The 13,629-nt window shown below is 60.0% G+C and carries 12 protein-coding genes and 1 riboswitch; of the genes, 6 read left to right on the top strand and 6 right to left on the bottom strand.

Annotated elements, in window-relative coordinates; translation table 11 throughout:
- Positions 1 to 537 precede the first annotated feature (537 nt).
- From ABX749_RS05890 to mnmA, 5 genes are all read right to left on the bottom strand, one after another.
- Positions 538 to 1,428, bottom strand: coding sequence for an NAD(+)/NADH kinase (locus ABX749_RS05890; RefSeq protein ID WP_372895159.1), 891 nt, complete (start codon positions 1,426 to 1,428; stop codon positions 538 to 540).
- Between the two features lie 105 nt (positions 1,429 to 1,533).
- Positions 1,534 to 3,435, bottom strand: coding sequence for a 1-deoxy-D-xylulose-5-phosphate synthase (dxs, locus tag ABX749_RS05885; RefSeq protein WP_372895158.1), 1,902 nt, complete (start codon positions 3,433 to 3,435; stop codon positions 1,534 to 1,536).
- 71 nt (positions 3,436 to 3,506) lie between these two features.
- The gene (locus tag ABX749_RS05880; protein WP_372895157.1) at positions 3,507 to 4,544 is read right to left on the bottom strand and encodes a polyprenyl synthetase family protein; all 1,038 of its coding nucleotides are present in this window, start codon (positions 4,542 to 4,544) and stop codon (positions 3,507 to 3,509) included.
- A 45-nt stretch (positions 4,545 to 4,589) separates the two neighbouring features.
- Positions 4,590 to 4,973, bottom strand: coding sequence for an exodeoxyribonuclease VII small subunit (gene xseB / locus ABX749_RS05875; RefSeq protein ID WP_372895156.1), 384 nt, complete (start codon positions 4,971 to 4,973; stop codon positions 4,590 to 4,592).
- 116 nt (positions 4,974 to 5,089) lie between these two features.
- Complete coding sequence (gene mnmA, locus ABX749_RS05870; RefSeq protein ID WP_372895155.1) at positions 5,090 to 6,268, bottom strand: tRNA 2-thiouridine(34) synthase MnmA; 1,179 nt, start codon at positions 6,266 to 6,268, stop codon at positions 5,090 to 5,092.
- Positions 6,269 to 6,346: 78 nt separating this feature from the next.
- On the opposite strand from mnmA, the gene prfB reads away from it, so the two are divergent.
- Both prfB and ABX749_RS05860 read left to right on the top strand, forming a co-directional pair.
- Positions 6,347 to 7,471 (top strand): peptide chain release factor 2, encoded by a 1,125-nt coding sequence (gene prfB, locus ABX749_RS05865; protein ID WP_372895154.1) that lies wholly within the window; start codon positions 6,347 to 6,349, stop codon positions 7,469 to 7,471.
- A 326-nt stretch (positions 7,472 to 7,797) separates the two neighbouring features.
- Positions 7,798 to 8,691 carry a hypothetical protein gene (locus ABX749_RS05860; RefSeq protein WP_372895153.1) on the top strand — a complete coding sequence of 298 codons (894 nt, stop codon included), beginning with the start codon at positions 7,798 to 7,800 and terminating at the stop codon, positions 8,689 to 8,691.
- A gap of 72 nt (positions 8,692 to 8,763) precedes the next feature.
- On the opposite strand, the gene ABX749_RS05855 is transcribed toward ABX749_RS05860, so the two are convergent.
- Complete coding sequence (locus tag ABX749_RS05855) at positions 8,764 to 9,096, bottom strand: hypothetical protein (RefSeq protein WP_145210155.1); 333 nt, start codon at positions 9,094 to 9,096, stop codon at positions 8,764 to 8,766.
- Positions 9,097 to 9,377: 281 nt separating this feature from the next.
- Positions 9,378 to 9,458: riboswitch (cyclic di-GMP riboswitch) on the top strand.
- A gap of 37 nt (positions 9,459 to 9,495) precedes the next feature.
- On the opposite strand from ABX749_RS05855, the gene ABX749_RS05850 reads away from it, so the two are divergent.
- The 4 genes from ABX749_RS05850 to gltA form a co-directional block, all read left to right on the top strand.
- Positions 9,496 to 10,632: a TadG family pilus assembly protein gene (locus tag ABX749_RS05850; RefSeq protein WP_372895152.1), complete on the top strand. Its 1,137-nt coding sequence runs from the start codon at positions 9,496 to 9,498 to the stop codon at positions 10,630 to 10,632.
- Positions 10,633 to 10,643: 11 nt separating this feature from the next.
- The gene (locus tag ABX749_RS05845; protein WP_372895151.1) at positions 10,644 to 11,051 is read left to right on the top strand and encodes a TadE/TadG family type IV pilus assembly protein; all 408 of its coding nucleotides are present in this window, start codon (positions 10,644 to 10,646) and stop codon (positions 11,049 to 11,051) included.
- A 379-nt stretch (positions 11,052 to 11,430) separates the two neighbouring features.
- Positions 11,431 to 12,330, top strand: coding sequence for a sulfide/dihydroorotate dehydrogenase-like FAD/NAD-binding protein (locus ABX749_RS05840; protein ID WP_145210146.1), 900 nt, complete (start codon positions 11,431 to 11,433; stop codon positions 12,328 to 12,330).
- A 104-nt stretch (positions 12,331 to 12,434) separates the two neighbouring features.
- Positions 12,435 to 13,629, top strand: a 1,195-nt coding sequence (gene gltA / locus ABX749_RS05835; RefSeq protein WP_372895150.1) for an NADPH-dependent glutamate synthase, incomplete at its 3' end; no start/stop codon positions are given.

Below are 13,629 nucleotides of genomic sequence, written 5' to 3'. Positions count from 1 at the left end.
TGCTTGCGGATTTGAGACTCAATTTCGAACACCAAGTTCTTGGCGATTCGTTGGTGAGGGCCGAACGGGCTGGGTGTCATCGACACCGGGATGCCCTGCCAAAGTTCCCAGTCACCCTGCCAGGCTTGATAGTCAGCGACGGTGTAATGTGGCAAAAAACGTTGAGCTGCAGACATTCTGTGTTGCCGAAAACGGGGTGATTCCAAGGGGCGCCAACGAACTGATGCGTTCATGTTACCAAGCGTCGCGCACCATTTCACCGACAAAGCCGATCGCCCTAGGGACTGTCCCCGGTGGAATGCCTCTCGGGGTCTGTCCCTGATGGCCTCTTCTCTCCGATTTTCTCTCCTATTTTTTGACCAACAAATATTTTGACCTGATCCCCAAAGCAAAGCGCAGCGTTCTGCGGTCACGCCCCAGCTCCGCTTCACGTCTTTTGGGAAACAGTGGCGGAGTGATTGGTCAAAAAATGGGTTGGTCAAAAAATGAGAAAGACTGGTGGGGTCTGTCCCCGGTGGGCGTTGGTGGGGGTGGCGGCTACAGTGAGCCGCCCCAGCCGAGTTTTTCTCGCAGGGTGCGGTAGTCGTTTTGGCCGGGGACCGAGAGCATTTCAAAGGTGCTGTCGGAACGTTGGACCTGGACGCGGTCGCCCGGCAGGAGCTGGCTGAGGATTCGCCCGTCCACGACGACACTGGTCGATGCGTTCGGCTCGCTGACGGTCAGCTCGAACACGGTGTCTGCCGAATCGACCAGCGGCCGATAGGTCAACGTGTGGGGGCTGATCGGTGAAATCACCACGGCGTGCAGGTTGCGTCGCAGGATCGGTCCGCCGGCGGACAAGTTGTGTGCGGTCGAACCAACCGGCGTCGCTAGGATCAGCCCGTCGCAGCGATACCGTGTCGCCAAGTTGCCATCGGCAAACAGATCGATTCCCAGGATCTGGTACGGCGGTCCGCCGAGCACCGCGACCTCGTTCAAGACAAGCTGCTGGCAGATGGTCTGGCCGTCTCGAATCAGACTGACTTCCAGCATCAAGTGGTCGACGACTTCGAAGGCACCGCAGCAGACGCGGGGACAGACCTCCAAGAAATCGTCCGGCGAAAGTGCGGCCAGGAAGCCGAGGTTTCCGCAATTGATTCCCAGCACGGGGATTTTCTTTCCGGCGAGTTGCCGGGCGGTTTGCAAGATCGAACCGTCGCCACCGAGCACGATGACCAGGTCGATGTCGGGGTCATCGAAGCCGTATTCGAAGTGAAAGTCTTCGGCAACGATCTCGGCGTGCTGGGCAATCAGCGGCCGCAAGCGGATGGCTTCGCTGCGGACACGCTCGCGATCCGGGGCACCGATGATCACCACGCGGGGCACGTTCCGGTCGCCGTTGGGCCAGGTTCGACTGTTGGAGCGCGGTTCTGCGGGGTTGAGCGTCATGGGTTGCCTAGCATAGCAATGGACGAAGACTTCGTGGGATCGGTTTCCAGTCTGTCGCTGCGGAATCGACAACCTGGAGGCCGGTCCCATGTCCGACCGACATGCTCAGGCGAAGGTTGACGTTGCCGGCGCCGCTTGTCGGCATCGCTCGGCGATCGCTTCGGGGCTGAGTCCGCATTGGTGCAGCAATTCGTTGCGGTCCCCGTGCTCGACAAAGCTATCGGGAAGCCCGAGGGTCTGGACGCCGCGGGTGTCCAGTCGTTGGGCGACGGCGGATTCCAGGAACGCCGATCCGAAGCCACCCATCACCGCGTTTTCTTCCACCGTCAGAACGAATTTTCCGGTTTCGATCGTCTGTCTGACCATCTCTTCGTCGATCGGTTTGGCGAACCGCGCGTTGACGACGCACAGATCCAGTTCGCCTTCGAGCATCTCGGCGGCGGCGAGTGCGTTTTCCAGCATCGCACCGAAGGCCACGATCGTTCCGTCATCGCCGTGGCGAATGACTTCGCTTTTGCCGAGTTCGATGTCGGGGGCCACTTGTCCGCGTTGAAGTGCTGACGCTTTGGGGTAGCGAATGCTGCAGGGATGATCGTGATCGAGTGCGAAGCGAAGCATCATGCCCAGTTCTTCGGCGTATCCCGGGGCCATCACGACGATGTTGGGGAACAGACGCATGTAGCCGACGTCATAGACGCCGTGGTGGGTCGGTCCGTCCGGGCCGGTCAACCCGGCGCGATCGAGCATGAACACGACCGGCAGATCTTGTAGCGAGACCTCTTGGAAAATCTGATCGTAGCTGCGTTGCAAGAACGTGCTGTAGATATCGACGATCGGCCGCGCTCCGGCCTTGCATTGACCGGCGGCGAAGGCGACCGCGTGCGATTCACAGATGCCGACATCGAAGAACTGTTTGGGGAATTTTTCGCGGACGGGTTCCAGTTTGTTGCCTTGGCACATGGCCGCGGTGATCACCGAAACCTTTTCGTCGGCGGCCATCGCGGCGCTGATCGCATCACGGGCGTGCACGGTGAACGGGGGCAGGCCATCGCTGTGCCGGGGCACCGGTTGGCCGTCCCGGTCTTCGAACGCCGGCGGAGTGTGGAAGAACACCGGGTCGGCGGCGGCGGGTTTGTATCCATGGCCTTTTTCGGTGACCACGTGCAGCAGCACCGGGCCTTTCATTTCGCGGACCATCGCCAAGTACTTGCGGACCAGCGCGATGTCATGCCCGTCGATCGGCCCGACGTAGCGGATGTTCAATTCTTCGAACAGCATGCCGCCGACCAAGCCGGCTTTGACGCCTTCCTTCAACTGGGCCAGAAACCGTTCGGCCGGATCGCCAAACATCGGGATCTGTTCCAGCAGTTTGCCGACTTCGCTTTTCAAGCCGGTGTAATACGGATTGCTTCGCAGGCGGTCCAGGTAGCCGGCGACGGCGCCGACGCGATGGCAAATCGACATCTTGTTATCGTTGAGCACGATCGTCAGATCGTCTTCCAGGTGGCCGGCGTTGTTGAGCGCTTCGAACACGATGCCGCTGGGGAAGGCCCCGTCGCCGATCACCGCGACCGTCCGGCGGTCGGGTTGGCCGACCATCAAGTCACCGCTGCGCAATCCGACTGCGGTGCTGACGCTGCAGCCGGCGTGGCCGGTCATGAACAAGTCGTACTCGCTTTCCTGTGGGTTCGGGTATCCCATCAAGCCGCCCTGCGTGCGAATCGAGGGAAAGCTGTGGTAGCGGCCGGTGACCAGTTTGTGCGGGTAGATTTGGTGGCCGGTGTCCCAGATCAGGCGATCGGTGCGGAAGTCGAATTCACAGTGCAGCGCCAGGCAGAGTTCGACGACGCCCAGGTTGGACGCAAAGTGCGCCGTCCGGGTTGCCAGCAGGTTGCACAGCACGTCACGGATTTCGTCAGCGGCCGACTCCAATTGCTGGGGCGAAAAATCTCGCAGCCCTGTCGCGTCTTTCAAGCTTGCCAGCAGGGGATGTTTTGGGTCGTTCAATTTGGCTTCCTTTTGAGATGTCGGTCGAGCGGGTCAATCCGTGGTTACCGCATCAAGGTGATTGCTTGAAATCAGTGGGTGCGAGCGAGGACATAATCCGCCAGACACTCTAACCGCCAAGCGGGCGGACCTAAAACGGTCAGGTGCGATTTTGCGGATCGGATCAAGTCGCTGGCGAAGGCTTGTGCGTTGGGGAGCCCCAGCAGTCCGGGGTACGTCAGTTTTCCGCGATCGCTGTCTTTTCCGACGCGTTTTCCGAGGTTGGATTCGTCAGCGGTGTGGTCCAGCAAGTCGTCGACCACCTGAAATGCTAATCCGAGATCGGCCGCAAAGTCGGTCAGCGCCTGGGATTGTCGATCGTTGGCGCCGCACAAGACGGCTCCCAGTTGAAGCGACGCGGTGAACAGGGCACCCGTTTTGCGGCGGTGAATCGATTCCAGGAACGCGAGTCCGGGGCATCCCTCTGGACTACGGGGGGGGCTGCCGCTCGGTTCATTGGGCTGCTCGGCAGCTGGCTTGTGGCCGGCCGATTCCAGTTCGGCGGCGACCTCGGCGGGCAGCTGGCCCGACTCGGCGGCCAGGTCATCGGCTTGGCCGCCGACGAGCTGTTCGGGGCCGGCGGCGTTAGCCAGCAGCTCGACGGCCAGCGCACGTCGATGCAGATCCGTCACGTTGCGGCACAGGTGCGCGATCGCCAGGGGCTGCAACGCGTCGCCGGCCAAAATCGCGGTGGCTTCGTCGAAGGCGATGTGGACAGTCGGCCGTCCGCGGCGGAGGTCGTCGTCGTCCATCGCGGGCAAATCGTCGTGGATCAGCGAGTAGGCGTGGATCATTTCCACCGCGACCGCACCGGGCATCGCCTCGTCGATCGTCCCGCCACAGGCCTCGGCGGCCATCAGGACCAGTGCCGGGCGGAGCCGTTTGCCGGGAGCCAGCACGGCATAGCGGATCGCGTCGGCCAGCCGATCCGGGCAACCGCTGCCGAATTGGCACGCCGCCTGAAGCGATTGTTCGATGGAGGGCAGCAGGTCACCGAGTGCTTGATGGATTCCAGGCTCGGTATCTTGCGCGTTGGTTTGTTCGATCGGAGAGGCGGGCAAGGCTGACACTAGGGCGGAAAGGGGTGAGCAGTAATTATCCCCACACTGTACAGCTTAAAAAAGCCCCTCGTTTTCGTCCACGTCGCTGACGGGCCCGCGCGTCTTTCTGGCCGGCTTTCGGCCCGATGCGGAGCGGCCGCCGCTAGCGGGGGTTTGGCTGCCCTCTCCGGTGTCCACCGGTTCGACCGACGCCGTCCCGTCTTCATCGACACTGGTCAGCACCGCGATACGTTTTTCCGCTTGCTGGAGAACTTGGTGGCAAAGCTTGATTTTTTCGATGCCGCGTTCGTACTGGACAAGTGATTCGGACAGTCCGAGCTCCCCGCCTTCGAGCATTTCGACGACGGTTTCGACTTCCGCGAGCGCCGATTCGAAGTCGACTTGGGGTCCCGGTTCGCCCTTGGAGGATGCCGATTCACTTGATTTCTTCTTCGCCATGATTCCGCCGATCGCCGTGCTGATGTCGTTGAAGGGGGCGATGCAGTGCCGCCTGATTCGCCAATTCTCGCGATGTGGCGGCGTTTGTCGAGTTGTCTATGCGTCGCGTTGGGGCGTCACTCGATCCAGCCGCCTCCGAGGACTTGGGTGCCGTGGTAGACGACGGCGGCTTGGCCGGGCGCGACGGCGTCGACGGGGGCGTCGAAGTGAACGGTGAATCGATCCGGCGATCCCGGGTCGACTTCGACCGAGGCCGGTTGGGGGGATCCGTTGTAGCGGATTTGGACCGACAGCCCGCCGGTTCCGGCGTCGGACGAGGCCAGGCGGCTGAGCGATTCCGGCGAGACTAACCAGTTTGCATCCCCGGCCGTCAGTTGCCCGCACGCCAGCGATTCCTTCTCCCCGAGCACCACTTGATTGGTTTCGGGGTCGATCCGGATCACGAAGTGGGGCGTGCCCAGGGCGATCCCGAGGCCCTTTCGTTGGCCGACGGTGAACGCTTCGTAGCCATCGTGTGAGCCGACGACCCGGCCGTCGGTGGTGACGAAGTCGCCGGCCGTGGTGCCGACCAGTTCGGGGCGGCGAGCTTTGACGAAATCGCTGTGGTGGCCTTGGGTGACAAAACAGATTTCCTGGCTATCGCGTTTCCCGGCGACGCCCAGCTGGAGGCTTTCGGCGATCTTGCGGATTTCGGTTTTTTCGTAATCGCCGACCGGCAACAACATTCGTGGCAAACGGCTCTTGCCAATTCCGAACAGCGCGTAAGACTGATCTTTGTGGCCGTCCAATCCGCGGTGCAACTGGCCGTCGATCATCCTGGCGTAGTGCCCGGTGGCGAGAAAGTCAGCTTCGACACCGGCGGCGTAGTCGAACAGGCGGCCGAACTTGATCCAATGATTGCATTTCACGCAAGGATTCGGTGTGCGTCCATTCAAGTAGTCATCGACAAAGTAATCGACGATGCGTCGGAAATCGGCTTGCAGATCCAGTGCGTAGAAGGGGATGCCGAATTTAGCGGCGACGCGTTTGGCGTCGGCGGCATCGCTGGCGGTGCAGCAGCCCTGTTTGTGGTCGGCACGCCCGCTCGCCAGGCCCCCCAGGACGGGCAGCGACGGGGCTGAAGCCTGACCCGCCGGGGCGGATGGGTCCGCACCGCGATCCACCTTGCAGACTTCGCTGGACTCCTCGCCGTGGCGCATGAACACGCCGATCACCTCGTGTCCGGCCTCGAGCAACAGATGTGCCGCCACACTCGAATCGACTCCCCCACTCATCGCCAGGACCACGCGTGCCATGTATAGTTTTCAACCTCTCTGGAAAGTCTTCTCAATGTCAAGTATTCGTCGTGATCGGCGAAAAGGATGTGATCACTGATGGACGCGGAACTGGTTCAGCGCAGTGAAAAAATCGAAAAACGCCTGAAACTGCTCGCCGAGTCCTTGGACCATCGCGGCAAGGCAGGGCAGATCAAAAAAATCGAAGCCAAGATGGGCCAGCCGGACTTTTGGGACGACAACGAGTCGGCTCAAAAAACGGTCGGCGAGCTCAAGGCTCTCAAAGCCATTGTCGGCCCGATGAACGAATTGTCCAGCAGCGTCGAGGACTTAAGTGTCTTGATGGAGATGGCGGATGAGGACGAATCGGTTGCCGCCGAGGTCAGCCAGGAGCTTTCACGCTTGGAAAACATTCTGGATGATTTGGAGCTGAAAGCCCTGCTCGATGGTCCCAACGACAGCGCCGGAGCGATTCTGACGATCAACGCCCGGGATGGCGGGACCGATGCCAACGACTGGGCCGACATCATGTTGCGGATGTACTCCGCTTGGGCGGTCAACCAAGATTACAAGATCCAATTGCTTGACCGGCATGAAAACGAAGAAGCGGGCATCAACAGTGCCTCGATCGCCATCCGCGGGCCGATGGCCTATGGCTATCTGAAAGGCGAGGAGGGCATGCACCGCTTGGTTCGCATCAGCCCGTTCAACAGTGAAGGCAAGCGGCAGACCAGTTTTGCTGCGGTCAGCGTCGCGCCTGAAATCGATGATTCCATTGAGGTCGAAATCGAAGAGAAGGACGTTCGGACCGACACCTTTCGCGCCAGTGGTGCCGGTGGCCAGCACGTCAACAAAACCGACAGCGCCATTCGTCTCACTCACATCCCCACCAATACGGTGGTGCAGTGCCAAAGCGAACGCAGCCAGCACCAGAACAAGGCCAACGCGTGGAAGATGCTTCGCGCCAAAATGGCCCGATTGGAAGAGGAGCGACGCGAAGCGGAAACGGCGGCGAAGTATGGCACCCAGGCCAGGACCGGTTTCGGCAGCCAGATTCGCAACTACTTCTTGCACCCCGACCAGCGCGTCAAAGATGCCAGGACCGGACACTACGTCGGCAATTTCAACAGTGTCATCGACGGCAGCGAACTGCAAGGTTTTCTGGACGCCTTTTTGCGTTGGCGGGCGGGTGGAAAGACCGCGGTCACCGCCGATGAAGATTGAGTGATCGCCCGCGCGCCGTCAGCTTCATTACATGACCCCACCATGGTGGTGTGGTGCTGTTCATCAGATTGATGGCGTATCGGATAATGGCTGTGAATTGATTGATGTTCCCCGCTGAATTTCCTCGACAGCCTGTGCTGGCTGGCTATAACGGAGGTGCAGACATCGTCGGCAGGGAGAACAGATCGAATCAATGAGCGGATGATCCCTCTCACTCTTTTGTGCATCATGAAGCAGCTCGCGACCGAAGGTTGCCATGGCAAGGAGCTTGATGATGAGAGGATCCACCGCCCAGTCTTACAAGTACCAACTGGAGCTTGGCTATCATGGGCATGATTAGTCAAACCGAACGGGCGAGTGGCCTCGACAGGTCCCGCGGCGTTGAAGCCGGCCCCCAAGTGATCAGTGGACAGGCATCGACAGAGGTCCACGGTAAACCGCTGGTGGTGTCCGAATCACGCGCGGTGTCGGCTGCAGTCGCGGCATTCGAAGCATCGCATCAGTTGCGGCTTGTCATCCGCGGGACGATGGCCGTCTTGTGTGTCGCGGCGGTGTTCTTGTTTCTCTATTTCCCGGATCACTCGGGTGTTGCCACCTTTCCGCTTCCGATGTTGGTGATCGCGTTTGCCTTGCTGCGCTTTGTTGCAAAGGTGCTTCATCTATTCATCGACACGGCCAGCCGATTGGCGCAGACAGCGTCATCGCAGACCAAAGCGTCTCGTGCAACAACATCGCACTGGACGGTTGCGCTGGCGGCGTCGGCATCGGACTATTTGTTCAAAGCTCTGCTTGCGTTCGTGTTGTCGATCACGGTGGTTGTCGGGGCAACCTATGAAATCCCGTTGCTTGGGATCGTGGCTGCACTGACGTTGCTGGTGGCGACCCTGGTGAACCGTCCGTGCCGCGGTTTGTTTCCCGACGCGTCGCAGGAAGAACGGCGGGATCGTGTGAGGCGTCAGACGCGCGAGTCCTTGGCCTGCGCGGCGCTGGAGTCGCAATACGTCCCGATGGCTTCCTCTCAACGACGCGAAGTGCGGCGCGTCGACAGGCCGGCGCCCGCGCCGCAAAAGGCTCCGATTCAAGAGGCGGCGGAGGAAGAGGTCTACATTGAGGTCGATGAGATCGACGACGACGAGGATGCGTTTGAAGGAAGTTATCCAGACGCTTCTCTCACCGACGCTGCGGCACAATTGCGCGTGATCGCCGAACGCGTCGGCTGACCAGTAGTTCCGCTAACACCTTCCATCGGGCGTGACTCCGGCGGTCCATCGAACGCATGGCTGAGGGTGCGGTCACGCCGCCACGGCACCTTCGTGCAGCATCCGTTGCAAGCGGTCCAGCGCCGCAAACATCTCATTCCATTGGCGGACGACATCCATCGTGGAGAGCACCGGCGCGTCCTCGCGGTCGAAACCGAGTTCACTGACGCGGACGATCTCATCCATCACGCGAATCCCGCCGGTCGCCGCCGACTCCATTTTCGATTGAGCCGTTTTGCCATCGGTGTCGTCGACCGGTAAGACTTGCTGCATGGCTTGATGGACCGCCCACAGCGCCGCCTTGCGAGACGATTCGGCTTGGACGGTGGTGCGAAGCGTTCCTGATTGGACAAAATACTTGGTCATGGCGGTGTCTCCCGTTCGGCGGTGGTGGAAATCGACCGAGGAATCGAACTCCCCCGGCTAAACATCTCATCGCCGGCCGGGTGACACCTCCGGTCCGTCCGGCGACATCGCGTTTCCGGACCAGCAGAGGTTCTGGCTTCTCGGCCGTCTGACTGCTCCGGCGCGAGGGAGATCCCTAAAGTCAGCCACTTTGCGTCCCAGAGGCAATTCAGAATTTGCGTCTGTCCGGCAATGACATAGGGTTCGAGCAGTTTACTAGTCCAATTCGCCACAATTCCAGTCGCAGATAAAGGCAAACCGGTCGTGAGGCCGGGACGCAAAGCTATGGATCTCTGAAACGAAGAGACCGCCAAGCTACCCGTGATGCTGGGGCGTCAAGTGTGCTCCGAGTGTCAAATAATGAAGTCCAATCAAATCGGGCGTCGGCGTGGTGCCGTCGCCGTGCTTGTCGCGGTGTTGCTCGTCGTCGTACTGGGGATGGTTGCGTGCGCCGTTGACCTAGGCGTACTGATGGTGGCGCAATCGGATCTGCAGCGGTCGGCCGACGCGGCCGCGCACGCAGCCGTCTTAGAATTTCGCAATGACGGCAATGCGTATCGAATCATCACCGACACGCGACGCACTGCCAAGCAGTACGTCGAAGACAATCCGGTGCTGGATCGACAGGTGACCGTCCACAGGAATACCTTCAACGCCGATTCGGACGGTGACATCGTCGTGGGCAGGATCGATTTCAGTAATCCACGTGGGTCGATGACGTTTGATGAGCCTGAACAATACAATGCGGTGCGTGTCAAAGTGAGCCAAACGGCGGATCGGAACGGGGAAGTCGGTCTATTCTTTGCAAATATCTTCGGCTATTCGAGCATGATGCTGCGTGCCGAGGCCACCGCAGCGATCATCAAGAACGTTGGCGGATTCAAGGTCCCTGGGGCCGGTGCCAATGTCCCGTTTCTGCCAATCACGGTTGACGAAGACTATTGGGAGCAACAAGTAAGTCGGGGTGCCGACGATTGGGGATACGACGCGATTAGCCAGTCGGTCGACGCCACTCCCGACGGTATTCCTGAAGTCGTGTTGTTCCCGACGAGGACTTCAAGCTCGGGAAACTTTGGAACGGTCAATATCGGCCAGTCCTCCAATTCCACCAAGCATCTGGCCGGGCAAATTCGTGACGGACTTTCACAGTCCGACCTCGATTATCACGGCGGTTCACTGGCGCTGGATGATTCCGGAGAATTGATCCTCGGCGGTGATCCCGGCTTGAGTGCCAGCGTGAAGGATGATCTCGAATCCATTGCCGGAAAACCGGTCATCATTCCCATCTATCGTGACGTCTCGGGCAACGGCAACAATGCGAAGTTCGTGATCGTGAAGTTTGTCGGTGTCCGGATCGTTGCCGTCAATCTGACCGGCGGAAACAAATATGTCAGCGTCCAGCCAGCCAACGTCACATTCAAAGGCGTTGTTCAAGCGGCCCCTGGCGTCAGTGGGACCAGCCAGAACATTTACTCTCCGCCCGTGATCGTGCAATAAGGTTTGATTGAATGAACGCAATTCGACGTAGACGAAAGGGGGCCGCCGCGGTGGAGTTCGCGTTGGTAGCGCCATTCTTGATCCTCTTGGTGTTAGGGATCATCGAGTTCGGTCGAGGGATGATGGTCCAACAATTACTGACCAATGCATCGCGAGAGGGCGCTCGCGAGGCCGCCCTGCCGGATGCGACCGCCGATTCGGTCAAGCAGAAGGTCGTCGAATTTTTGTCCGATGCATCCGTCAGCGTCTCGCCGTCGGATGTGACGGTGGATCCAGACCCCAGTGCCGCGTTTGACAATGAACAGATCACGGTGAAAGTGGAGGTCGGCTACAACGAGATCGGCTGGATCAACGGCTCGTTTTTGAACGGAGTGACACTCAGCGCCACGACCAAGATGCGGTCCGAGCGGTTGGATTGAGCAACCCGAATTGTTGCCAGTCGGATTGGTCCCGCATGGCTTCGTTCGTGCAGTCAGCCCGACAGGTGTGTGCGATATGGCGCACGCTGTCTTGAATTGCGCTTCTGTGGGGCACATTCTCTGCAGCGGGTGACAATGGGGCGACTGGCCGGATCTGTCGGCATTCTTCACATCGGTCGCGTCCCTTTTACTGCCAGCGTGACCGTTTCGGGAAACGAACGTCAGCAGCAGGCATGGTATTTGCGGCAGCTGAGCGGCAGGCAGGCACGAGTCGTGCTTGCACGAAAGGCCGCCCGTTCATCGGATCAGGTGTTTCCAACTCACGTGCCGGCGGCCGATCCGCCCAGCGTACAGGGTCGCACTCCACACCACGCCCGCCATGTTTCCCATCAAAGAATCACGCTTTCTCTCTGGCGATGTCAAGTTGTTCCGTGTCGAAGCGCCTCGGATTGCCCGCAAGCGGCAGGCGGGGCAGTTTGTGATCGTCCGCATCCACGAGCACGGCGAGCGAATCCCGTTGACGATTGCCGACTCGGACGTCGAAGAGGGGACGATCACGATCATCGTTCAGGGTGTCGGCAAGACGACGCGACTGCTCAATCAACTCGAAGCCGGCGATTCGATCTTGGACGTGGTCGGCCCCTTGGGCGAGCCGTCGGAGATCAAGAAGTTCGGCACGGTCGTCGTCATCGGGGGCGGCGTGGGAACGGCCATCGCCTACCCAACCGCGGTCGCGATGAAACAAGCCGGCAACCACGTGATCACGATCGTCGGTGCCCGCAATCAGTCGTTGCTGATTTTGGAAGACGAGGTTCGCGCGACCAGCGACGAACTGTATTTGATGACCGACGACGGCAGCTGCGGCGAACACGGCTTCGTCACACAGAAGTTGCAAGCGTTGATCGATCAGGGGCGAACGATCGATCACGTGTTGGCGATCGGTCCGATCCCGATGATGCGGGCGGTCGCCGAGGTCACGCGCCCGCATCAGATCCCGACCATCGTCAGTTTGAATCCGATCATGGTCGATGGCACCGGCATGTGCGGCGGCTGTCGAGTGTACGTCGGCAAGGAATGCAAATTCGCCTGTGTCGATGGACCGGAGTTTGACGCGCATCAAGTCGATTTCACCAATCTGATCCAGCGCAACAAGATGTACCGTGATCGCGAACAGGAATCGTTGGAAGCATTCGAGGTCGATCCGACTGACGACCTGGAGGAAGCTCACCATTGCCACATGGAGCAGAAGTTTCCGGAAGTCGGTCCACGGACGGTTTGAAAGTCAAGGGTCACACGTCAGACACCATCTACGCACCATTCAGATTCTGATCAATGGTTGATAAACTTCCTCCTAAAGAGCGCACCAAAATTCCCCGCCAGGTCATGCCCGAACAGGAGGCATGCCAGCGGGCGCATAACTTTGACGAAGTCAACTTGGGCTTGACCGAAGCGATCGCGCAGCGCGAGTCGCAGCGTTGTTTGACCTGTGCCGATCCGAAGTGCACGCACGGCTGTCCGGTGGGCGTGCAGATCCGTGAAGTCGTCGATTTGGTTCGCGAGGGTGAGTACCTGTCCGCAGCCGCCAAGCTGCGTGAGGACAACGTGTTGCCGGCGGTCACGGGGCGTGTTTGCCCTCAGGAGAACCAATGCGAAGGCGCCTGCGTGTTGGCCAGGCGATTCAATTCGTTGGCGATCGGGCACATCGAACGATTTGTGGCCGATTACGAACGCCAGACGGGCCAGGTGGGGCTTCCCGAACGCGCACCGCTGACGGGCAAGAAAGTTGCGATCGTCGGCAGCGGACCGGCGGGATTGAGCTGCGCCGGCGACCTGTCGTTGAAAGGCCACGAGGTGACCGTGTTTGAGGCGCTTCACGAAATCGGCGGCGTGTTGATCTATGGCATCCCGGAGTTTCGTTTGCCCAAAGAAATCGTTCGGCAAGAAGTCGAGAACATGCGGGCGATGGGCATCGACTTTCAAACCAACGTCGTCATCGGCAAGACGGTCACCATCGACGAGCTGTTCAACGAAGAAGGCTACGATGCGGTGTTCATCGCCACCGGGGCGGGGCTGCCGAAGTTCATGAACATTCCCGGTGAGCAGCTGGCCGGCGTCTACTCGGCGAACGAGTTTCTGACGCGAGTGAACTTGATGAAGGCCTACGATCCCGATCAATACGATTCACCGATTTATGATTGCCGCGGCCGCAACGTGGCGATCGTCGGCGGCGGGAATACGGCGATGGATTCGGTTCGGTCCGCGTTGCGATTGGGCGCCAAGAACGCCTACATCATTTACCGCCGCAGCGAGGAAGAAATGCCGGCCCGGGGCGAAGAGATGCACCATGCCAAGGACGAGGGCGTGCAGTTCATGAACCTGCACAACCCGCTGGAGTTTGTCGGCAACGAGGAAGGCAATTTGACCGGAGTCAAGTTGGTCAAGATGGAACTCGGCGAAGCGGACGACTCGGGGCGTCGGCGTCCGGTCCCGATCGAAGGCTCTGAATTTGTGATGCCGATCGACATGGCCGTCGTCGCCATTGGCACCGGTGCCAATCCGTTGGTGCAGTCGACCACAC

This window comes from Stieleria sp. (genome assembly GCF_041595215.1).
In the GTDB taxonomy this organism is placed as follows: domain Bacteria; phylum Planctomycetota; class Planctomycetia; order Pirellulales; family Pirellulaceae; genus Stieleria; species Stieleria magnilauensis.
This window is presented reverse-complemented; position numbering and strand designations above follow the sequence as displayed.